Genomic DNA, 20,760 nt, shown 5'->3' on the forward strand with positions numbered 1-20,760 from the left:
CCACCCACCGCATCTTTGCCGCAAGAACCTCAAACCACACAAATGAAAACTTTACTGCAAAGATCCGCCGGGATGCTACTATTCGCCGGCGCCCTGCTGGCTGGTTGCGAAAAGCCGGAGGAAATCATCCCCAAAGAAAAACCGGAAGGTGCGCTTGCCCAGGCACCAGGCACTTCCCTCAAATTCAACCGATCGCTTTTCACACAGGCCCTGATGAAAAGTTTCACGGGCAAAACAATTGGTTATGGCTTCGCGGTCGCGCAAAACGGAGAAGTGGTAACAACCATTACCGGGGGCGATTCCCGTCGGCTGATGGACGGGCAACATCCCTATTTGCCTACTACGCGCCAGGGAACGGCGGAAGCCACGCAAACGATCACCGCGCTCGCCATCCTGAAAGCGCTGGAAGCCAAAGGCATGGACGAAAACGCCTTTATATGGCAGCTGCTGCCGCTCAACTGGAACATTCCGGCATCAAACAGGAAAATCACCGTCGCGCACCTGCTGACCCACACATCCGGACTGAAGTACATCGGTTACGACTATACTTCGCTGCGCACCACCATGCAAACACCCACCACGGGCTACGGCGACGCTTACTATAAAAACACCGCGGTAAACTACCATCTCTGCCGGGTATTGCTTGCCTGCATCGTCAACGGCGCGGGCTGGTATGCGCCCATGTCCGACAACAATGCGGATGAAGCGGTATCGCAATTCTACCGGAACTACGTGCGCCAGGTCATTCTCGGTCCTGCAGGCATCCCCAACCACTACCTGGCAGATCTCGGCCCCTGGAACAACCTGGGCCCGGTCTGGAACCCCAATTCTCCCGGGAGCACCCAAACACTGTACTACAATTATTCGGAACCTGTTTACCACGGCATTTCGATTTATACGAACTATAAATCGGGTGGCGCGGGCAACTGGTACCTGAGCGCAAAGGAACTGGCGCTTGTCCACACAGCGGCGGAAGCGAGGAAATTCGTGTCAGACGCGATGTTCCAGCGCATGAAAAACAAGCTCATGGGCTTCGATAGCAAATACCGCGGGCGGCATGGCACCTACTACTTTAAAGCCGGCATGGCCTACGACAGTAAATTCCGCGGCGTCAACACGATGATCGCGCATTTCCCCAACAATGTGCAGCTGGCGTGGAACACGAACTCCATCTCGAACGATATTGGTGTGGTGAAGGATGTGATCATTGCGGCCTATGAAAATGCGTGGACGTACTAACCGGAAGGCTGCTTTAAAATAAAACTGAAGATGCACGCCTGCCGCAGCGGAGGACAGCCGAAATGGCCAGCGAAGCGGATGGGTGCTCAGGAAGAGGATGATTTTTCAGTCATCCTCTTTTTTCTGCAAACCCTGGCATCAACCCCAAGCCCGGCCATGGCTTTTGAGGAATAAGTCCCGAGCCTGTTTTTTAGTAGATTTACAATTGCTGGACATCTTCTGACAGCATCATTATTTTTGATATATATGCAGGGCCAAGGGAAACATAAAGACCTACCGAACGATGAGCTGGGTGTAAAGATCCGCTCAAACGACAATCCCTATGTTTCGCCAGACATGCAAAGCAAGCTCCTGCAGCCCCGCAAGTTAATTTCATACTTTATCGTATTCATTGAAAGCGGCTCCATTACTTACAACATAGATGCGCAGGACTTTCCCCTTACCGCCGGCCAGTTGCTTTTTGCCATGCCCAATCAAACGCTGGTGCCGCCGGCTAAAACCGCCGATCTCAAATACTTCAAGCTGCTGTTCGATGAAAATACCCTGGCGTTGTTGCCGCAGCAATTCCCCTTTTTAGTCAACCCTTCCAATACGCAAACCATCGCTTTGGAAAGCCCTGCGAAAGAAAGGGCCACCCTGGTTTTCGGGATTTTAGACCAGTTGCTCCTTACTGCGAACCACGACACTGAAATTATCCTGGCCTATCTGAATACCCTGTTGTCTGAATTCAACAGCGCCTATTTCAAAAGCAACGGGCCCGTCAATATCGTGAACGCGAACCTTTCCAAGTTCGTGGAGTTCAAGCTGGTGGTGGAATCGTCGCTCACGGAGCAGCCTTCCATCCATGAAATCGCGGAAAAACTGGCCTTGTCCACGAACAGCTTATACCGGATCGTGAAAGAATACGCCGGCACCTCGCCCAAAGATTACTTCATCAACCGCCTGATAACCGAAGCCCAGCGCAGGTTGCGCTATTCCAATACTTCCGTCAAAGAGCTGGCGTATGAATTGGGATTTAACGACCCGGATTATTTCTCCAGGCTCTTCAAGAAAAGTACCGGGAAGAGCATCACTGAATTTTTGCCCCGGCAAGATTTGTCGGGGAAATAGGCGGATTTGTCCATTTCCGCCATTGTACAGCCCGCTACTTTTGCCGTATAAAATTCACCTTCATGAAATTTGCATTAGTAACAGGGGCCAACAAAAGCATTGGCTTCGAAGTGGCATGCCAGCTCGCCCGGGAAGGGGTTCACGTGTTCCTCGGTAGCCGCAATAAAGAAAACGGCGCTGCGGCCGTTGATAAATTAAAAGCGATGGGATTCGAACATGCAGAAGCCATTGCGCTCGATATCACCAGCGATGCATCCGTCAGGAAAGCCCGTACAGCAATCGGCAAAAAAACAAAGGTGCTGGACATCCTCGTCAACAATGCGGGTATGTTCGGCGGTCATCCACAAACTGCGCTCAACGCTACGATCGACCAATTCAAGGCCACCTACGACGCCAATGTGTATGGCGCCGTTCGCGTTACGCAGGCGTTTATCGATCTATTGCAACAATCGCCGGCGCCGCGCATCGTCAACGTCAGCTCGAGCCAGGGCTCCATTACCCTCCACAGCGATCCCGCTTATAAATACTATGACTACAAGGCCGCAGTGTACCTTTCCTCCAAATCCGCCTTGAATATGTATACCGTTGTGCTGGCTTACGAATTTAAGGATACCAAATTCAAAATAAACGCCGTTTGCCCCGGATATACGAAAACGGATTTCAACGGGCACCGCGGGCCGGGGTCTGTGGAAGATGCCGGGAAACGGGTGGTGAAATATGCGCTGATCGGCGACGATGGCCCTACCGGGAAGTTCTTCAGCGAGGAGAATAACCCGGTAACGGGGGAAATTCCGTGGTAGCGGAGAAGAAAATAAATAATCGGCTTATTGTCTTACTACATGTTGTACCTGAATATGCAACACATAAATTTTTTACATAACTTAAATCAATTTTTAGAATTTTAATTCACATCTGTGTGATTTAATATTTAATTTCTACCTTCGCATACAGAAGAGGGCGATGCAACACCATCGGCTGCCACTTGAAAGATTTTGTTTGTCAATCATCTCTTAAAAAACAAAACATGAAACATCTACTTGGTGTATTAATTTGCACAACCATCTGGCTCAGCGGTTCAGCCAACCATGCAACTCCCAAATCAACGGCCCCTGTTGTAACGAAGAAGGAAGCATTAAAAACAAATTCGAAAGAAAACAAAAACGAATTCACCGTTTCAACCACCAAAAGTGAAATGAAGGAAGGGAATTTCCGTATCCAGAGAAGATTCCTTTTTGAAGACGCGTGCGGTAATATGTGGATTATTTACGTTTCGGGCCCCAGCACTGCAACATATTCCCAAATGTATGGCGTAGCCCAGCATGACTTTGTAGCCGGTGCAGACAGCAACGGGTGCTTTCATGGCCTGTAATCTTTTACATATCCAGAACAAAGTTTAAAAATCAGTCTTGAAAGCGTGCAGAAGATGGGGCTCCCCTCTTTAAAAATACCCCAAGCGGGCCTGGGGTATTTTACAATTTGCCGTATCGGCAGTATGCTTAATTGGGGCTTCTAAGAAAAAGCCCATTCAATAATCTGCTTCAGGGTTTTCTTAATTTTTTCCCGTCCTTCTTCTGTATTGATGTCTATCCCGCACATGGTCTGGCCGCTCATCTTGGCCTGCAGCGTTAAATAGTAAACGCCACCGATCAGCAGGCCTTGTACGGCCCTGATATCAACTTCCTTATCCTTGAAAAAATTATCGCTGATACTGCTGAAAAGCGCTTCGCCCAGGCGTTCGCGCTCCTTGTTCAGGTCGGTAAGGGGTTTGAAATTCTCACACAGGCTCCAGGTAATTATTTTGCGCATTTCCTTGTCGGCCATCAAAGCATCAAACTGCCCCTCCAGCGCGGAATAGGCGATCTGCTTGCCGAAATCCACCTTGCTCCCTTCTATAATTTCATCGATGTTCACCAGGTTCACTTTCCAGTAATCCTTACCATTCAAATACGCCTGTACCAGGTTTTCCAAACTTCCATAGTACTCGTAGATCAGTTTTCTGTCCACATCTGCCTTAGAAGCCACCCGGCTGATATTCAATCCAGGGAAACCTTCTTTTTTCAAAATAGCACCGACCGCCTTTAACAGTTTGTTCTTCGTTCTTTCTTTATCTCTGATAGGGCCGCTGGTAATTTTTCTTGCCATTTTTTGCCATGTTGGTAACTGGCAATTTCCGACTTTCCCATCGATTTTCAAGGGATATTTGGGATTTCCCCAATTCGTGCCGGCAATAGCCGGCGTGCCCTACGCAAACAGTATCCCGCTATGCGAATAATAAACGCCGGCTCCCACCCTGTTTCTCCGGACGGAATTCAACTTCAGTAAATAAATATTTTACACATTATATATTTAAAATATACTCAAACCAGCCTAACGCTTTTAAATTATACCACTAAGCGCCGCTTGTAAAACCCGACCTTAGAATTCCATTCATAAAAAGATAAACAAACCATCAGCATTACATCCTTTATGACAACGAACACCTACTTAATTATTGGCGGAATTGCGCTGGTATTTATTGCTTACCTGGTTTTCCTGAAAACCATAATGAAAAAAGAAATGACAAGCAATTAGCAGCATTTAACGCCAACCATTCCGGCCAACCATTAACAGAAGCACAAAAAAGGCTCCTCGCATTTGGAGGGATTTTGTTTTACTACAGAGGAGAAAAAATACTTGGCATTACCCCCGAAAGCAACTTACATGAATATATCGGTGGTTTAGCGCAGCAATGGGAAATTACAAACAGCGATGAGGCCAAAAACACTTTGAATGATTTGCTTTCACTCCAGCGGAGTACTGAATTTGAGCCCTTTTTCCATCAGCCATCAAAAGAACTCAGCAAAATTCAGAAAGATATTTCAAAAGGCCTGGGTATCGACGTAAACAGCGTAGCGCTGGTAAAATCAGCCTATGCCTGGGATATCTGCAGAGCAGTATCATTGGCAAAATGGTGCTACTGGGCAGGCTATTTGACCGAAAAGGAAACCTGGGAAGTCATGAAAGCAGCATCCGAAGTAGCGGCCGCCAAGGGTAAAAACTGGTCGGATTACACCATTTCGTTCTTGCTGGGCAGAACCATCCAGGGATTTGATCTGGATGAAATGATCGTTGAAAGCAAACAAATATTTACGGGAAAGGGGCCCGCATTGCGGAAAATTGAAGATGTGGATATTTATGCCAGGTACGCCTTCCTAAACTAGCGATGCTGCTGTAGCCGCAATCAGAAAATGACCGCCCTCCCGGAAGCTTCGGGGCAGGGCGGTTTTTCAATTCAAAAGCGCCAGAAATTACATGCAATCTGGCCAGGAAGACGAAAATGCCGGCCAGTCGCACACTTCATCGTAGATATCGAAGTGCAGGCCGGTTGGGCACCACTGCAAAACAGGCTGGTACCAGTCGTCGCAGATATAGAAGGCGGCGCAATACTCGGAATCAGGCAGGAAATTGCGTTTTTCGCCATTGTGGCCGTGACAGCTACCGATCGGATAGGCTTCGCTGCGCATAACAAATCCGGAAATCAGTGCTACGCACAGCACGAGCGCCATGCTCCATTTGAAAACATTCTTTTTCATGTTTGTTGGTTTTATTGTGAATAAAAGAAATGAATGACGAGGATGGATTGACTAATGGCATGAGGGTTGACGCAGGCGCGCAGGGGCCCTACGCGTCTTAGTGGTCATTTTTAATGGTTGAATAAAATGAATTGGCAGGAAATGCTACATCACAAAACCGCTGATAGTGATGTGGACGGAGCTGTTGAACGCATTGGTCAGCAGGTAGGCCGATTGCGTGAAGGTCCCTTCTTTCGCCGCTTTGTAAGTCAGGCTGACCACGGTTTCCTCGCCTGGCAGGATGGGCTTTTTGGGCCAATCTGCCGAAGTGCAGGTGCATCCCACACGCAAATCACGGATCAGGAGGGGCTTACTGCCGATGTTCCTTATTTTGAAAGTGGCTTTGGGGCTTTTGTTACGGCCTACTTCGCCGATATCGATTTTTGTTTCGTTGATGGCTACGTAGGGATCGTCGTATTGATCATAGCTGGAATCGAGCTGGAATTTGAGCTCGGCGCGCAGCGGAGCGTAGAGCATGGCTTCCATCGGGCCTTTCCGGGAAAGGGCGCTGTCGGCGAACCGGCGGGCCTGGGAGCTGTCGCCCAGTTTATCATGGAGCCTCGACAGCAGGTAGTAATTAAAGAAATAAGCCTGATCGGGAATGGATTGCCCGATGCCGGACAGCGCCCTGCGCATGCGGGCGGAATCGGGTTGGTTATGCAGGGCCATGTATCCGTCGAATCCTGCGGCGAGCGTGCGCACGAGGGTGTCGTGCCCGAAGGGGAGCTTGGTGCGGCTGTGGCGGAAAAGGGCGGTATCGTTAGGGTTGATGAGGGCCCTGGCGGCGAGGTCCTTTATTTTCCCTGCATTGCCGTTTCTGATGATGGTCAGGAGCTTGCCATCGGGTGTGAAGAGCAGCGTGATGGGATAGGCTTTTTCGTAGAGCCATTGGTCCAGCCATTGATTTTGGGGCTCCATGGCATTGAAGCGGAAGACGGTGTACTGGCCGAATACCTCGCGGAAATCATCTTCACGATTGGCGGCCTGCATCAATTTATCGCAGGAAGGGCAATTATCATAGGTTACGATCGCCATCAGGTGTTTCTTTTCCGCTGCGGCGGCATGAAGGGCTTCGCTCATGGAGCCAGACCTGATAGACATTTCACGGGGAGTACGGGAACAGGAAAGCTGGGTCAGACATAGCGCCACGGCCAGTCCTTGACATAGGGACAACATTCTCATTTTACGTAATGGTTGGTTAGGGTAATCGAATTGCGTATCGTATATGACTCTAAACTATAATATATGACTGCGACAATTTTGCAGTGGGATTTTTTGTGGAAAGATGAAGGGAAAGGTTATTTGAGTGGTTTACGTAAGATTATTGCGTGATACTTTAACGGAAACAGGGAGGCTCGATTTACGTTGGATGCCTTGCTCGCCGGCGTCGGGCTCACCATGTCTTTGTTCATTACCGGCCTCGTCTTCAACGATCCGGAAATGTTCGACCAGTCGACATACCGCATCCTGCCGGCTTCGGTAATTTCGGGCGTAGCCGGGATCGTTTGGCTGCGGGAACCGCGAAAGCATTCGAAACATTGGTATTGCATCATAGCCCGGGACAGGTGATGAATGCCGGGGAACATTCAATTATCCTCCGGGGCACAAAGCATACAATCACCTAACGCATCCATCATTTCCCGGCTCCCCGCGAAGAAAGGGGTCCGTTGGTGCAGCGTGGTGGGCTGGATATCGAGAATGGATTGTTTTCCGTCGGTAGCCGCACCTCCTGCTATTTCGAGGATAAAGGCGAAGGGGTTGCATTCATACAGCAACCGTAATTTCCCGCCGGGTTTGCCGGCAGTGCCGGGGTACATGAAAATGCCACCTTTGAGCAGATTGCGGTGCATGTCGGCCACCATGCTCCCGCTGTAGCGCTGGGAGTAGGGGCCACCCTCCTGCTGATCCTTTTGCTGGCATTGGTCGATATACTTCCGCACGCCTGTTTCAAACTCGAAGAAATTGCCGTGGTTAACGGAATAGATCGTTCCCTGCGCGGGGCATTTGATATCGGGATGGCTCAGGCAGAATTCACCGATAGATGGGTCCAGCGTAAAGCCGTTCACGCCGCGGCGCGTGGCGTACACCAGCATGGTGGAGGAGCCGTAAATAATGTATCCCGCGGCGATCTGGCTCCTGCCCTGCTGCAGGAAATCTGCCTGGGTGGCCGCCGTGCCCCTTTCGGAAACACGGCGGTACACGCCGAAAATCGTACCGATCGAAATATTTACATCGATGTTGCTGCTGCCGTCCAGCGGATCGATGAGGCACACGTATTTGGATTGCCGGCTGATTTCATCGTCAAAAGCGATAAAATCGTCCATCTCCTCACTTCCTACACCTGCGCAGCTAATCCCCCGCTGCAACACATCCGTGAAATGCCCGTTGGCATACACATCCAGTTTCTTCACTTCTTCGCCCTGGACGTTCATCCTGCCCGTATCTCCTAAAATATCGACCAGCCCTGCCTTATTCACTTCCACATTCACCCGCTTGGCGGCCAGGCCGATATCGCGCAGCAATCCGCTCAATTCGCCCGTGGCGCTCGGGAATCGCTTCAATTGCTGGATGGTAAACTCGTCCAGCGTCAGTATACTTCGGTTCATTACGTTCCTTCAAATATTAATATGCAATCTTTCGTTACTTGATGGCCAGCAGCCGCGCCTTCACCCGGTCCAAAAATCCGCGCGGAGCAAACGGAAGCGGGAAAGCCGGCTTCGCATTCGCCTGCACGGTGGCCAGGGCATCCAGGGCCGCCTGTGCATCGGGGAATACGTCTGCAAACGGCTGCAAGCGGTAACTGGCGGGGATGCTGGATTCCCAGGTACTATGGTTCTCCACGAATCGCAGCACCTTCGCCAGTACGGGCGCCGTTTTACTGTCTGCTATAAAACCCGCGAACTCGGCGATCACTTTCTCCGCCGTCAGCGTCGCATCCTGGCTGAAGCGGCCCATCGCGTATACATTGAGCGCCTCTGTCTGGATACCGTTCTTATCGATGCTCGTATTGACGATCATCCCGTTCAGCTTCAATCCCCGCGCCTTGCGGGCGATATCCCCGATATACCGCGTTTCCGACTGGGTATAATGCGTGCCTACCAGGTAACCGGTATACCCGTCATCCACTTCATCGATCAGGAAATACGGCCAGGCCCATTGCCGCTGCACGCCCTTTTCCTTCAGCGCATCCACATCCTGCTGCACCGGGAACAGCTCCGGCGCTTTGCCCGCCTTCACGTATTCGTTCATCGCCAGCGAACGATAATAATTGTGCATGGGGTAGATCATCCCGATATCGGCCGCCCATTTAGCATTTGCCAGCAGCTTGCGGCTGAAAGATGTTTCCTTATCCCAGAATTCAACGGTAAACGGCGAAATATGCACATCGTCCCAGTGCGCGATGGCCCAGGTGTTCACGTTGTACAAAGCTTTCGGGGCTTTCCTTTCTACGATCCCCTTCACCGTCACCACCATATCCATAAAATGATCGATACCGGCCTCCCCCAGCTTCACCGGCGTACCGCCGGGGTCTCCGGCAAACAAAGTGATAACGTCTGCCGCCGCCATCCGCGTAACGATCAGCTCGATATCCTTCAATCGCTTCTGCATCAGCACCGCATCTCTCGGATCGAAGCCCTGCCCGTTCGGCCCCATATTGGAAAACACGACGATCTCCACCTTGAAACCAGCATGCTGCGCATCCCGCATCCGGGCGTGGTACGTAGTTAACAGCTCTTCCGTGGCGATTTCGCCGGCGATGAGGATAGAAACCGTATTGTACCCGCAGGCTTTCCAATAATCATAATCGCGCTGGATTTCCCGGCTCCAGGACGGCCAGAGGTATACGCCCAGATACTCAAAATCCGTTTTCGGCCGTACCACCGGCGTTTGAGTTTCCGGCTCTTCCTGCGTTGTACTCGCCGGCGCACGGGACGATTTCCCGCAGGCGAGGGCCAAAGCGGCCAGCATCGTAAAAAATAAATATCGCATGTGTTATCATTTTGCGTGGGCGTAAAAAAATAGCCGGTCCGCCCGGACCGGCTACCTGTTTCATGTATACTTTCCTTTTACCATCCGGGGTTTTGATTGGCCGCGAAATCGGGGATCAGGTTGGTTTCGCCGATCGGTATGGGGAACAGCAGATATTTATCCTGCCATCCTGAAGCGCGGCGCTCTGTCACAAACCGGGTGTACGTAAACGAACCGTTCGGCTGCTTCCTGATCTCCATCCCGGTAACGAGCTTATCGGTCTCCGACAATATTTTCCATCTGCGCACATCCCAGAAACGGTGCTCTTCGTAAGCAAACTCCACGCGGCGCTCCCGGCGGATCCGTTCCCGCATCTGGTCTTTATTGAGCCCGGCCGGCAGATCCGGCATCCCGGCGCGCCTGCGGACGATATTCACCGGCTCATAAGCCAGTGCCGGCCCGTTCGCTTCATTCTCTGCTTCTGCATAATTGAGATAGATTTCCGCCAGGCGGAATTTCTTCCAGCGGCACTCCTGTACCAGCTGGTTCGCCGGGATCAGGGGGTCGTAAAACTTCCGCAGGTAATACCCTGTGCGCGTGTTGGTGAACTGCACCTGGGGGATCATCTGGTCGAGGCCGCCGATGAATGTTTCCACGCTGTGGTCTATCCCCGCGATCATGCCGTAATGCGCGCCATTGTACCAGGTAGTGGCGTAAAAACGGGGATCACGCCCTTCGTAAGGTTTGGTTTCATCATAACCGGAAGCTGCGTTGATGATGGGATGCAGGTGCTCATTATCCGAATACCCCAGGATGGCGGGCTCCCCCGTGGCCTTCATTTCATAACTGTCGATCAGCTCCTGGGAAGGACAAGCCCCCGCGCTTGTACCGATCAGCCGTCCGTTCGTGGGTATGGTATTGATCACGGAGAAAACGCCTGCGGGCGCGGGTATTTCGTGGATGGTCTCAAGGTCGCGGATGTTCGCGCCCAGGTCCTGCGTTTTCAGGAAATACTGGCCATAATCCGCGAACAACTTGTAATCTCCCTGCACGGTGAGCGCCTGTACGGCTTCTTTGCCGGCCTGCGCGGCCGCGGCCCATTTCGCAGCGTCGTTCCCGGGGTTCCACAACGGGCTTGCGTTGAACAGCAAAGCCTGGGTCTTAATGGCATAAGCCACCGCCTTAGGGAAACGTCCCCGCTCGGCCACGTTCGTGATCCTCAGCGGCACATCCTGGTTGGCGATCACGGCATCGCAGTCCTGCACGATAAAGGCGATCACATCGGCAAATGCCGGCCGTTTCAACGATCCATAAGAAAAAGCAGCGTCAAACGGTTTATCGATCGCCGGCATAGGACCATACTGTTTTACCAGCTCCCAATAAAAAAACGCCCGCAGCAACTGTACTTCCGCTTTCAACCGGCTTTTCTTCGCACCGTCTTTGATCGTGGCGTTATCGATATACGACAAAAACAGGTTGGCATGACCGATTCCCTGCCACCATACCGAGTAATCCAGCATGCCGCCGAGCGGGTTGCTCGAGGGTGTGAGGCCGCCGTTTTGCCATTGCAGCGCCATACCGCCGATAAAAGTGTTGCGTACTTCCTGGGCTTCATCCGTTATCCCGGCTAAAAACCCGTAGTTGTTGTAGTTAAAAAAGTACGTGGGTATTTTTGCATAGATCGTATTGACGAACGACTCCGTCTGAATCTCGTTCTTAAAAACGTCGTCGAATGTGATGCGCCCGTCTGGCGTGATATCCAAAGGATTCTTGTTACACGAGCACAATGCAAAGCATCCGGCGATAAAGTATATAAAGGTCTTTTTCATGTCTGATGATTTAGAAAGTAACATTCAATCCAAAGTTGAACACGCGCTGGATCGGGTAAGCGTAAGACGATAACTGTTCCGGGTCCACACCTTTGAAAGGCAGGCGGTCCCAGGTATAGAGGTTCTGCCCGTTCGCATAAATCCGCGCCCTGTTCAGCCCCACTTTCTTCGCCCAGCCCATGGGGAAAGTATACCCGATTTCCACGTTGCGCAGCCGCACGTAACTGGCATTCACGTAAAAGAAATCATTCACCACTTCGTTGGGCGACACCTGCGTGGTGAGCCGCGGATAACGGATGGATTCCCCGTTGTTTGCCTTTTCTTCCGTCCAGCTATGGAGATGCCAGTCCGAATAGTTGGTGAAGCCCGCGCCCGACCAGATGCCGCTGCCGTTCAGGTAACGGCCCACGTTGGAAACGCCCTGGAAAAGGAAGCTCACGTCAAGGCCCTGGTAAGTGATGTTGAATGCCGCGCCGTAAGTGTATTCGGGCAGATTGGTATAACCGATGGGCGCCATGTCTTTTTCGTTGACCAGCCCGTCGTTGTTGAGGTCTTTATACTTGAAATCGCCCGGCCGGGAGGCATGCCCGCCCACAGTTTGCACCGGCGACCTGGTGATATCGTCTTCATCCGTAAAGTACCGGTCTACCAGGTAGCCGAAGCTTTGCCCGAGCGGATAGCCGGTGGATCGGTACCTGTAAGCGAAGTCTTCTCCGAGCAGGGGCTCGTCGGCAAAAATCTGTTTGTTCTTCGCGTAGTTCACATTCAGTTTCGCCAGGATAGACAGCTTCTTCGTCAACGCTTTCCGGTAGTTAAGTTCGATCTCATATCCCTTGTTCTCGATCACCCCAACGTTCGCCGGCGGCAAAACACCCAGCGGGAAGCCGTTCAGCACGGGAATGGTGCCGCGGCTGCGCAGGATATCCTCCCTTCTTTCCTTGAACAAATCGATCACGAGGTTGATGTCGTTGAACAACCCCAGTTCGAATCCGATGTTGGTTTTCTTCGCGATTTCCCAGGTGATGTTGCTGTTTTTGAGCATGTTGATGCCGATGTATTGCCCCAGGCCAAGACTGCTGGAATACCCTCCCGCGCTCAGCGTGATATCGTCGAGGTACAGGAACCTGCGGCCACTCAGCTGGTCGTTCCCCACCAGGCCGTACGATGCGCGCACTTTCAAATGCGAAATAGCGGGGACCGCCTGCATGAAAGGCTCGTTGGAGATCAGCCAGCCTGCCGAAAACGCCGGGAAGAAGCCGAACCGTTTCCCCTTGGCGAACTGCTCCGACCCGTTGTACCCTGCGTTGAATTCAGCAAAGTATTTGTCGTCGTATGCATAAGTGGCCCTGCCGGAAACGCCCCGCAGGTTGAACGGCAACGCAATGCCCTGGATGTTCTGTTGCTGGAGGTACAAGGCCATGGCGCTCACCTGGTGCTTATTGAACTTCCGGTCGTAGTTGAGATACCCCTGCACGTTGGACAGCGACACGAAGCTGGTGGCGCCGCCCAGGCTCAGCGGCGTATTCAGCCAGCCGCCGTACTGCGCAAAGTGGATATCATCCGGTGCGGTAGGATCTTGCGCGTTGGGAGTGATCACCTGCATATATCTTACAAATTCCTTTCCGCCGAAAAGGTTGTTGATGGAACGGGTATCGAACGACAGGTGGATCTGCGCGGAAAGGCCTTTCGTCAAATCAGACAAATCCTGTTTCATTCCGAAAGTCGCCAGCACGTTACTCCTCGTTTGCCGCACATACCCCGACCGGTTCAGCAGGCCGTAAGCCGGCCAGTCGATGTTGGGACCGGTGGTTACCTCGCCGTCGGGTGTCAGCTTCGGAACGTTTGCAGGCACGCGCGTCATGAACGACATGATGTACACCGCCGGCGACATGCCCGTCAGCACCGAATTCACATCACCCAACCGGTTCAGTATCCCCATGGGCATATTCTGCTTTTCCAGGTAGCCCGCTACGTTGAGGAACGCATTCAGCTTGCTGTTCAGGCGCAAGTCGATATTGGAGCGGAAAGAGTAACGGTCCAGTTTGAAGGAAGGATCGTAGGGAAGATCTTTTTCCGTCCGGAACTGCCCACCCTGGTTCAGGTACGTGGCGTTGACGAAGTACTTCACCGCCTTGTTGGCCGTTACGCCGGAGATATTGAGGTTGTAGCGGTGCTGCAGCGAAAAATCCTTCAGCATCACATTCTTCCAGTCGGTATTGGGATAATTGGCCGTATCGCCACCGGTCCGGTACATTTCCAGCGCATAGGGCGAAAACTGTTCGGCCAGCCCGTCGTTTTTCAGGGACTGGTTCCGGAGCCGGGCGTAGTCGTATGCATTCACGGTATTGACAAAGTATTGAAAATCCTGCGCGGCCACCTCGGCGCTGAAATTGATTTCAGGCACTTCCGCGGTACCGCGTTTGGTGGTGACGAGGATCACCCCGTTCGCTCCCCTCACGCCGAACAGGGCGGTAGAAGATGCGTCTTTGAGGATCGTCACCGACTCCACTTCGTTGGGATCGATATAGGTCAGGTCGCGCTCAATCCCGTCGATCAGCACGATGGGGGCCGTTTGGTTAATGGTGGCCCGCCCCCTCAGGAAGAGGGAAGTAATGTCCCGGCCCGGTTCCCCGCTGCTCTGGAGCGTGGTTAACCCGGGCAGGCGGCCCGCCAGCGATATGGCGAGGTTCGCAGAAGGGCTTTGCTTGATTTCCTTGGTCTGGATGGAAGCGATGGCGCCCGTCACCGTGGCTTTCTTCTGTTTCGCAAATGCCACTACCGCCACTTCCCGCAGTTCTTTCCGGGTAAAAACCATTTCCACGTTGATGGTGGTATTGGTGCGTACGGTTACCCGTTTTTCCAGGTACCCCTGGAAGCTAAATATCAGCTCCGCGCCCGGCGCAGCCGATATCGTGTATTTACCGTTCCCGTCGGTTTGTGTGATTTTGGTTGAGCCCGCCACCCTGACGGTCACGGCCGGCAACGTGGATTCGTCGAGGGAATCGGTGACGGTGCCGGTAATATTCATGGACTGTGAAAATGCCGCGGTGCCGCAAAGGCTGAGCAGCAGCAGTAAAACCAATTGCCGCCAACAGACCGGGCAACGGAATATAATTGTATTCATACGGGATTGATTGAAATGATAAGTCTATCTGATGTCTAACGTATCTAAGGTACCGACTAAGAAAAATGGTTGATGTCCTGTTCTTAACTCGAATTATATTATTCTTAACTTTTCACATGCTGTAGAATAGTGAATGCATTCGTTCGAAATTCCCCCTTCCCGCAGCGGCAACCCAATGCCGCATGCCGCTTCCGGTAAAATACACATATAGTTCGTTCCATTACATCAGAACATGCGAAATGTTCCGACAATCCTATTCTATTTAACAGCCTCCGGTCCCGGGCGCATTCCGCCTCAACGTCGCACGTTCCGGGCCGGTAGTATTTTGATGCTTTCTTTTGTTCAGTCAGGGTACATGCCAACTCATGCTCTTCGCCTGGCGTTCGGGCGTCACTGCACCAGCTTCCTGGCGTTCAGCGTGCCGGAATAGGTAATGACGATGGACTCCCCGGGCGACAGTACCGCCGTAAAGGGAACGTTCGCCCCGAGTGCGGCCGGCAGGATGCTCACCCCGCCCCGCGTTACGGCAGACACGCCTGTGGTGGCGCTGAAGTACAACGTTTCCGGGGAAATGCCCGCCGTGTACGTCCAGGGCGATCCGCCCGTGGTCACCGTTGCCGCGCCAACCGGGTTGTATCCCGTGATATCGCGGATCATGTTCCCGGTGCCGGAAGTGGCGTTGGACACGGCGGTGGTGTTACCGTTCATGCTGCCGCCGATGAACTTCGTGGTGGCGGCATTGCCCTGCAGGGCGAGGCCGAAACCATTTGCGTTCACGGAATTGTTCATGAAGGTATTACGCACCGAGCCGGTGGTCACGTAAATGCCTGCGCCGGTGCAATTGAAGGCATACGTGTTGGTGAAGATATTGTCCCGGCAGTTTTCGACATACAAGCCGCCAGCGCCGGCCGCCGCACCGGGGATCCCGTTGGCACCGTTGATCATGGTATTGGTGAATACCCCCTTCTCCACATTCGACAGGATGATCCCGATACCGAGGGAAAGGGAAGATTCGGTGGTAAGCGAGAAAACGAACTGGGTGTTGTTGACGAAGATCCCATCGCCGATCACGCTGTCGGCAAAAACGCGCGTCAGCCACAAAGCGATGCCGTTGTTCAGTACGATGGAGCGGATAGCGGGATTGTACACCCGCGGCCCGAGGCCCCAGCCCACAACATCCACTCTTTCCAGCTCAAGACCGGCGTAATCTTCCAGCCGGATGCCCTCCCAGGCCACGGCGGCAGGATCGGAGGTGAAATCCACGTTGGTGGACCGGATGAGGAAAAACCCCTGGACCGGCGGTTGTAGATCTGCCGGCCACGGGTTTGCCAGGCCATGCAATCGTCGATAATGATATCTACCACATAATTGGTGGCATGCGCTTCGTCGCCGATCGCTTCCACGCAGTGGGAAAACTTGATCTTCGAAATACGCACCCGGTAAACGGGGACCGCCGAATTGGTGCCGAAGCGGATAGCGGTGGAGGATGCGCCGGAACCGGTCATGTCTATAGACACGTTACTGATGCCTGACGTCAGCTCGAAGCCCGTCATGCGGAAGAGCGACGTGGTAGCGGTGGATTTCAGCAGCACCTGGCTCTCGCCTTCGATGATCTGCCCGGAACCCACGGTGATCTGGTTCGTCCCGAAGTGGAAACCGGCCGCCGTGTAGGGGATTTTTACCGTTTTCCCCGTGGCCAGCGCGGTATTCATGGCCGTGGTGTTGACGCCCGCGTTCGCGATATTGCCATCGCCGATCGCACCGTAATCGGTGATGAGCACATAATCGGCCGAGGTACTTTGTGCCGGCGATTCCGCCGCGATTTGGGCCGATGGCCGTGTTAATCCGGGATGGGCGTCTGCCCTGGCCTGCCGGGCGGTGACCGGAAGGATCCCGATCACCAGGCCGAAGCTCCAGGCCAGCCGTTTGAAAAAGTGAGATGATGATTGCATAAGGGTTGTTATTATTTACAGAATTACGTGCATAGTCGGGCGCACCGGGCCCTGCCCGGCGGAATGGGTGATACATCTTTTGTAGGGAAACGGACCGGGGCGCGTCAATACATCGGCTGCGCCATCGGCAGCCCGATCGCCTTATCGCGGCCGGCGCAGTGTATATTGATTTTCCTGTCGGTAATCGTGATATCCGTTACTTCATCTTCTATTTTCGCCAGGAAGCCGGCATACCGGGTGGTGATACGCTCCCCCGCCCCGAGGAACCGCACCGTCTTCTCGCCAAGCAAATCCGCCTTGCCGGATCGCATGATTTCCTCCAGCGGCGCGTGAATACCGCTGGTACCGAATTCAAGCCCGCGGTACCGCATCTTCCCGTTTTCCGAATGCTGCCAGCAATTGATCCAGGGAAAATCCGCCCGCGGCCAGCTGTAACCGATCAGCAGCTTGTCGGCCGGCGACCAGGCCGCCAGCCAGCCAAACGCGGCACCTGGTTGAACAATAAATGAAAAAACATGATTGTCGGGCTGATGGGAATACTCCAGATTTACCTTTTCTCCTGCTCCCGCCTGGCCCACCGGCCATTGCGAACGGACGGTATGGTCGCTCTCCTGGCAAATCCCCACGTCCGCATTGGAGAACACACGGGTGTGCTCATGTAAAAACGGCCCGGCGATGGTCGGGTGCTGTACCATATTGTACCACCTCCCCAAAACGCCTACGTTCGTAACGGTTTCCTGAACATAAAACACCGGCGCGCTTTCCTCCAATATCACTTCCCTTTCCACCTGCAACTTTTCAACCGGGCTGATGGCCCGCATGCGCACCCGCGTGTCGCTGTAAGGCGGCAACACCTCCCATTGGCGCACGAAGAAATCACCATGCTTAATGGCCCCCGCCGAACGCTCTGCCGCGGAAGGATCGCCCCAGCGGCCCAGGCATAAAAAATGCCCCTTGAACGCCGCTTGTCCGCAGGCGGAAGCAATCCCTTCCAGGGGATATGTAAAACTTAAAGGATTCAATCCTTCCGGCTTCATTTGAAAATTCGTAAAAGCCCCGCCGCACGCGTCTATCTCCAGTATACACCGGCTGTTTCCCAGCCGTATTGAATTTGGTTGAATATTCATGCTGATTGTTACTTTGATATTCCAGGCGCTACGCGGCACCTGCAGCACATTCATCATCATTATTAGCAGGCAACAAACAATGTATCGAAACAAAAAACAGCCATAGGACCTGCAACACTAAATTACCAAACCCACAACGGGAATATGTCGTGATATTAGCGGAAAGTATCAAATAGTTACCCGGCTGTTTTCCCGGCGGCAAGAAACGTCATTTTTACACCGTTTGCTACGCCCCTGCTTCATTTCAACGCATATCGGCATGGAGGTAATATGTCGATAAAGATTGACAACATACATACATTAACGCGATCCAATCGCCCCTAATTTTGAAATAAATTGATTCAAAATTATGCATGCTGATAAAATGATACTGGATTTAAGTAGTGTGGGGATCAACGACATTCCTTCCGTGGGAGGGAAAAATGCGTCGCTCGGCGAAATGATACAGAAGCTGTCTGGCCTGGGCATTTGCATCCCCGGCGGCTTCGTCATCACCGTGGAAGCGTACACCCAATTCATCGTCCAGAATCAATTGGACAAAAAGATCAGGGACCTCATCCATGACATCGACCACGACAATGTGGAATCCCTCCGCCGCGCGGGCCTCTCCGTCCGCCAGCTCATCCGGAACAGTCCGTTGCCCAAAGAGCTGAGCGTGAAGATCATCGAGGCGTATTACACCTTGTCGCAATCCTACGGCCAGGAATCCACCGACGTTGCCGTGCGCTCCTCCGCCACTGCGGAAGACCTGCCCAACGCTTCTTTCGCCGGCCAGCAGGAAACTTACCTGAACGTCCGCGGGCCCGCCGCGTTGATGGATGCCGTGCGGAACTGCTTCGCCTCGCTGTTCACCGACCGCGCCATCAGCTACCGCAGCACTTTCGGGTTCGATCATTTTAAAGTGGGATTGTCGGTTTGCGTGCAGAAGATGATCCGCAGCGACCTCGGCAGCGCCGGCGTGGCGTTTTCACTCGATACCGAATCCGGTTTCAAAAATGTGGTGGTGATCAACGGTTCTTACGGCCTGGGAGAAATGGTAGTGCAGGGCAGCGTTTCGCCGGATGAGTTCATCGTCTTCAAACCGAAACTGAAAGAAGGTTTTCCTTCCATCCTCGAAAAGAAAATCGGGGTGAAAGACCAGATGATGGTATATGGCGACAATCCCGACGAACGCGTTAAAACCATCCCGGTCGACAAATCCAAGCAAAACCAGTTTTGCCTGAACGATGCGCAGATCCTCCAACTGGCGGAATGGGTGTGCATCATTGAAGGATATTATTCCGACCTCCGCGGCCATTGGTGCCCGATGGACGTAGAATGGGCGATCGACGGGCTAAGCGGCAAACTCTTCATCGTACAGGCCCGCCCCGAAACGATCCACTCCCGGAAAGACGCGGCCCTGCTCGTAGATTACAAACTCGGCGAAGACTTCAGCCGCGAAAAGCCCATCCTCAAAGGCATTGCGGTGGGGAATAAGATCGGGTACGGCCCGGTCAATATCATGTATTCGCTGGACAAGCGCATCGGCGAGCATTTCGAGTTCAAAAAAGGCAGCGTGCTGGTGACCGACATGACCGATCCCGATTGGGAACCCATCATGAAAATGGCCTCCGCGATCATTACCAACAAAGGCGGACGCACCTGCCACGCGGCGATCATCGCGCGGGAGTTGGGCGTACCGGCCATTGTAGGCTGCGGCAACGCCACCGAAATCCTGACCGATAATCTGGAAGTAACCGTATCCTGCGCCAGCGGAGAAGAAGGCGAAGTCTACAAAGGCCAGCTGGAATATTCCCTGGTGGAAACCAATATCAAAGACATTCCACAGGTAGACACGACGATCCTTTTCAACGTGGCTTCTCCTTCGCAGGCTTTCCACATCGCACATTTACCCGGAAAGGGCGTGGGGCTGGCGCGTGAGGAATTCATTATCAACAATTACATCCAGGCGCATCCGCTGGCGCTGATGAACCACGCTTCGCTTAACGATGCGGAGCTGACGGCCAGGATCCAACAGCTGACCAAAGGTTTTGAAAGCGGAGAACATTTCTTCATCGAAAAGCTGTCTTACGGCGTTGGCAAAATCGCCGCGGCCTTCCACCCTTCGCCGGTGATCGTGCGGTTCAGCGATTTCAAAACGAATGAATATTACAATCTCCTCGGCGGCAAATACTTCGAACCGAAAGAAGAAAACCCCATGCTGGGCTGGCGCGGCGCTTCGCGGTATTACTCCGAAAGCTACAAGAAAGCCTTCGGGCTGGAATGCCGCGCCATCAAAAAGGTGCGCGAGCAAATGGGGCTCGATAACGTCATCGTGATGATCCCCTTCTGCCGGACGGTCGACGAGCTGTTCGCCGTGTATAAGGTGATGGAGGAATATGGGTTGAAGCGAGGCGAAAACGGGCTGCAGGTCTACCTGATGGCAGAAATCCCTTCCAACATCATCCTCGCCGACGAGTTCGCCAAACATATCGACGGCTTCTCCATCGGCTCCAACGACCTCACGCAGCTCGTGCTGGGGCTCGACCGCGATTCTTCCCTGGTAGCGAGCATTTACAATGAGCGGAACAGCGCAGTGAAGGAAATGATCGTCCGGCTCATCCAGGCGGCGAAAAAAGCCAAAATCAAAGTGGGGATCTGCGGGCAGGGGCCTTCCGACTTCCCGGATTTCGCGCAGTTCCTCGTGGAGCAAGGTATCGACACCTTATCCATCACGCCGGATTCGTTCCTGAAAACCAATGCCGCCATTCATAAAATCGAAACCGAAAACCGGAAAAAGCGGCCCCAGCCCTTCTAAAA

General features: G+C 53.0%; 17 protein-coding genes. 7 read left to right on the forward strand and 10 right to left on the reverse strand.

The window, feature by feature from the left end; genetic code table 11:
- Nucleotides 1-42 precede the first annotated feature (42 nt).
- The 4 genes from WJU22_RS22085 to WJU22_RS22100 all read left to right on the forward strand — a co-directional run bounded on the left by WJU22_RS22085 (nt 43) and on the right by WJU22_RS22100 (nt 3,718).
- Nucleotides 43-1,239 (forward strand): serine hydrolase domain-containing protein, encoded by a 1,197-nt coding sequence (locus WJU22_RS22085; protein WP_341840345.1) that lies wholly within the window; start codon nt 43-45, stop codon nt 1,237-1,239.
- Nucleotides 1,240-1,485: 246 nt separating this feature from the next.
- Nucleotides 1,486-2,349 (forward strand): AraC family transcriptional regulator, encoded by an 864-nt coding sequence (locus tag WJU22_RS22090; protein WP_341840346.1) that lies wholly within the window; start codon nt 1,486-1,488, stop codon nt 2,347-2,349.
- A 62-nt stretch (nt 2,350-2,411) separates the two neighbouring features.
- The gene (locus tag WJU22_RS22095) at nt 2,412-3,149 is read left to right on the forward strand and encodes an SDR family oxidoreductase (protein WP_341840347.1); all 738 of its coding nucleotides are present in this window, start codon (nt 2,412-2,414) and stop codon (nt 3,147-3,149) included.
- Nucleotides 3,150-3,373: 224 nt separating this feature from the next.
- Nucleotides 3,374-3,718 (forward strand): hypothetical protein, encoded by a 345-nt coding sequence (locus WJU22_RS22100; RefSeq protein ID WP_341840348.1) that lies wholly within the window; start codon nt 3,374-3,376, stop codon nt 3,716-3,718.
- A gap of 140 nt (nt 3,719-3,858) precedes the next feature.
- On the opposite strand, the gene WJU22_RS22105 is transcribed toward WJU22_RS22100, so the two are convergent.
- Entirely contained in the window at nt 3,859-4,491 is a 633-nt protein-coding gene (locus WJU22_RS22105; RefSeq protein WP_341840349.1) for a TetR/AcrR family transcriptional regulator, read from the reverse strand.
- 503 nt (nt 4,492-4,994) lie between these two features.
- Here WJU22_RS22105 and WJU22_RS22110 point away from each other — a divergent pair.
- The gene (locus tag WJU22_RS22110) at nt 4,995-5,549 is read left to right on the forward strand and encodes a DUF1266 domain-containing protein (protein ID WP_341840350.1); all 555 of its coding nucleotides are present in this window, start codon (nt 4,995-4,997) and stop codon (nt 5,547-5,549) included.
- Between the two features lie 87 nt (nt 5,550-5,636).
- Here the strand turns inward: WJU22_RS22110 and WJU22_RS22115 are convergent, their stop codons facing one another.
- Both WJU22_RS22115 and WJU22_RS22120 read right to left on the reverse strand, forming a co-directional pair.
- Nucleotides 5,637-5,921, reverse strand: a complete 285-nt coding sequence (locus tag WJU22_RS22115; protein WP_341840351.1) for a chitin binding peritrophin-A domain-containing protein — start codon at nt 5,919-5,921, stop codon at nt 5,637-5,639.
- A 144-nt stretch (nt 5,922-6,065) separates the two neighbouring features.
- Nucleotides 6,066-7,061, reverse strand: a complete 996-nt coding sequence (locus WJU22_RS22120) for a DUF1573 domain-containing protein (protein WP_341840352.1) — start codon at nt 7,059-7,061, stop codon at nt 6,066-6,068.
- A 297-nt stretch (nt 7,062-7,358) separates the two neighbouring features.
- On the opposite strand from WJU22_RS22120, the gene WJU22_RS22125 reads away from it, so the two are divergent.
- On the forward strand, nt 7,359-7,529 hold the full coding sequence (locus WJU22_RS22125; RefSeq protein WP_341840353.1) for a hypothetical protein: 171 nt from the start codon (nt 7,359-7,361) through the stop codon (nt 7,527-7,529).
- 17 nt (nt 7,530-7,546) lie between these two features.
- Here the strand turns inward: WJU22_RS22125 and fbp are convergent, their stop codons facing one another.
- The 7 genes from fbp to WJU22_RS22160 form a co-directional block, all read right to left on the reverse strand.
- Entirely contained in the window at nt 7,547-8,566 is a 1,020-nt protein-coding gene (fbp, locus tag WJU22_RS22130; protein WP_341840354.1) for a class 1 fructose-bisphosphatase, read from the reverse strand.
- 34 nt (nt 8,567-8,600) lie between these two features.
- Nucleotides 8,601-9,950 carry a hypothetical protein gene (locus tag WJU22_RS22135; protein WP_341840355.1) on the reverse strand — a complete coding sequence of 450 codons (1,350 nt, stop codon included), beginning with the start codon at nt 9,948-9,950 and terminating at the stop codon, nt 8,601-8,603.
- Between the two features lie 77 nt (nt 9,951-10,027).
- Nucleotides 10,028-11,758: a RagB/SusD family nutrient uptake outer membrane protein gene (locus WJU22_RS22140; RefSeq protein ID WP_341840356.1), complete on the reverse strand. Its 1,731-nt coding sequence runs from the start codon at nt 11,756-11,758 to the stop codon at nt 10,028-10,030.
- A 10-nt stretch (nt 11,759-11,768) separates the two neighbouring features.
- On the reverse strand, nt 11,769-14,882 hold the full coding sequence (locus tag WJU22_RS22145) for a TonB-dependent receptor (RefSeq protein ID WP_341840357.1): 3,114 nt from the start codon (nt 14,880-14,882) through the stop codon (nt 11,769-11,771).
- A gap of 390 nt (nt 14,883-15,272) precedes the next feature.
- On the reverse strand, nt 15,273-16,064 hold the full coding sequence (locus WJU22_RS22150; RefSeq protein ID WP_341843789.1) for a right-handed parallel beta-helix repeat-containing protein: 792 nt from the start codon (nt 16,062-16,064) through the stop codon (nt 15,273-15,275).
- Nucleotides 15,998-16,834 carry a hypothetical protein gene (locus WJU22_RS22155; RefSeq protein ID WP_341840358.1) on the reverse strand — a complete coding sequence of 279 codons (837 nt, stop codon included), beginning with the start codon at nt 16,832-16,834 and terminating at the stop codon, nt 15,998-16,000. The genes WJU22_RS22150 and WJU22_RS22155 overlap by 67 nt, the downstream gene beginning before the upstream one ends.
- Before the next feature lie 104 nt (nt 16,835-16,938).
- A complete protein-coding gene (locus WJU22_RS22160; RefSeq protein WP_341840359.1) occupies nt 16,939-17,856 on the reverse strand; it encodes a hypothetical protein in 918 nt (305 codons plus the stop codon).
- 469 nt (nt 17,857-18,325) lie between these two features.
- Here WJU22_RS22160 and ppsA point away from each other — a divergent pair, with 469 nt between their 5' ends.
- On the forward strand, nt 18,326-20,758 hold the full coding sequence (gene ppsA, locus WJU22_RS22165; protein WP_341840360.1) for a phosphoenolpyruvate synthase: 2,433 nt from the start codon (nt 18,326-18,328) through the stop codon (nt 20,756-20,758).
- The last annotated feature ends 2 nt before the right edge of the window (nt 20,759-20,760 follow it).

This window comes from Chitinophaga caseinilytica, assembly GCF_038396765.1.
Lineage (GTDB): Bacteria > Bacteroidota > Bacteroidia > Chitinophagales > Chitinophagaceae > Chitinophaga > Chitinophaga caseinilytica.

Coding starts and splice junctions, on each gene's coding strand:
- WJU22_RS22135 (WP_341840355.1), bottom strand. CDS start 9,950: ATGCGATATTTATTTTTTACGATGCTGGCCGCTTTGGCCCTCGCCTGC.
- WJU22_RS22095 (WP_341840347.1), top strand. CDS start 2,412: ATGAAATTTGCATTAGTAACAGGGGCCAACAAAAGCATTGGCTTCGAA.
- WJU22_RS22125 (WP_341840353.1), top strand. CDS start 7,359: ATGTCTTTGTTCATTACCGGCCTCGTCTTCAACGATCCGGAAATGTTC.
- WJU22_RS22155 (WP_341840358.1), bottom strand. CDS start 16,834: ATGCAATCATCATCTCACTTTTTCAAACGGCTGGCCTGGAGCTTCGGC.
- WJU22_RS22140 (WP_341840356.1), bottom strand. CDS start 11,758: ATGAAAAAGACCTTTATATACTTTATCGCCGGATGCTTTGCATTGTGC.
- WJU22_RS22105 (WP_341840349.1), bottom strand. CDS start 4,491: ATGGCAAGAAAAATTACCAGCGGCCCTATCAGAGATAAAGAAAGAACG.
- WJU22_RS22115 (WP_341840351.1), bottom strand. CDS start 5,921: ATGAAAAAGAATGTTTTCAAATGGAGCATGGCGCTCGTGCTGTGCGTA.
- WJU22_RS22090 (WP_341840346.1), top strand. CDS start 1,486: ATGCAGGGCCAAGGGAAACATAAAGACCTACCGAACGATGAGCTGGGT.
- ppsA (WP_341840360.1), top strand. CDS start 18,326: ATGATACTGGATTTAAGTAGTGTGGGGATCAACGACATTCCTTCCGTG.
- fbp (WP_341840354.1), bottom strand. CDS start 8,566: ATGAACCGAAGTATACTGACGCTGGACGAGTTTACCATCCAGCAATTG.
- WJU22_RS22085 (WP_341840345.1), top strand. CDS start 43: ATGAAAACTTTACTGCAAAGATCCGCCGGGATGCTACTATTCGCCGGC.
- WJU22_RS22145 (WP_341840357.1), bottom strand. CDS start 14,882: ATGAATACAATTATATTCCGTTGCCCGGTCTGTTGGCGGCAATTGGTT.
- WJU22_RS22100 (WP_341840348.1), top strand. CDS start 3,374: ATGAAACATCTACTTGGTGTATTAATTTGCACAACCATCTGGCTCAGC.
- WJU22_RS22120 (WP_341840352.1), bottom strand. CDS start 7,061: ATGTCTATCAGGTCTGGCTCCATGAGCGAAGCCCTTCATGCCGCCGCA.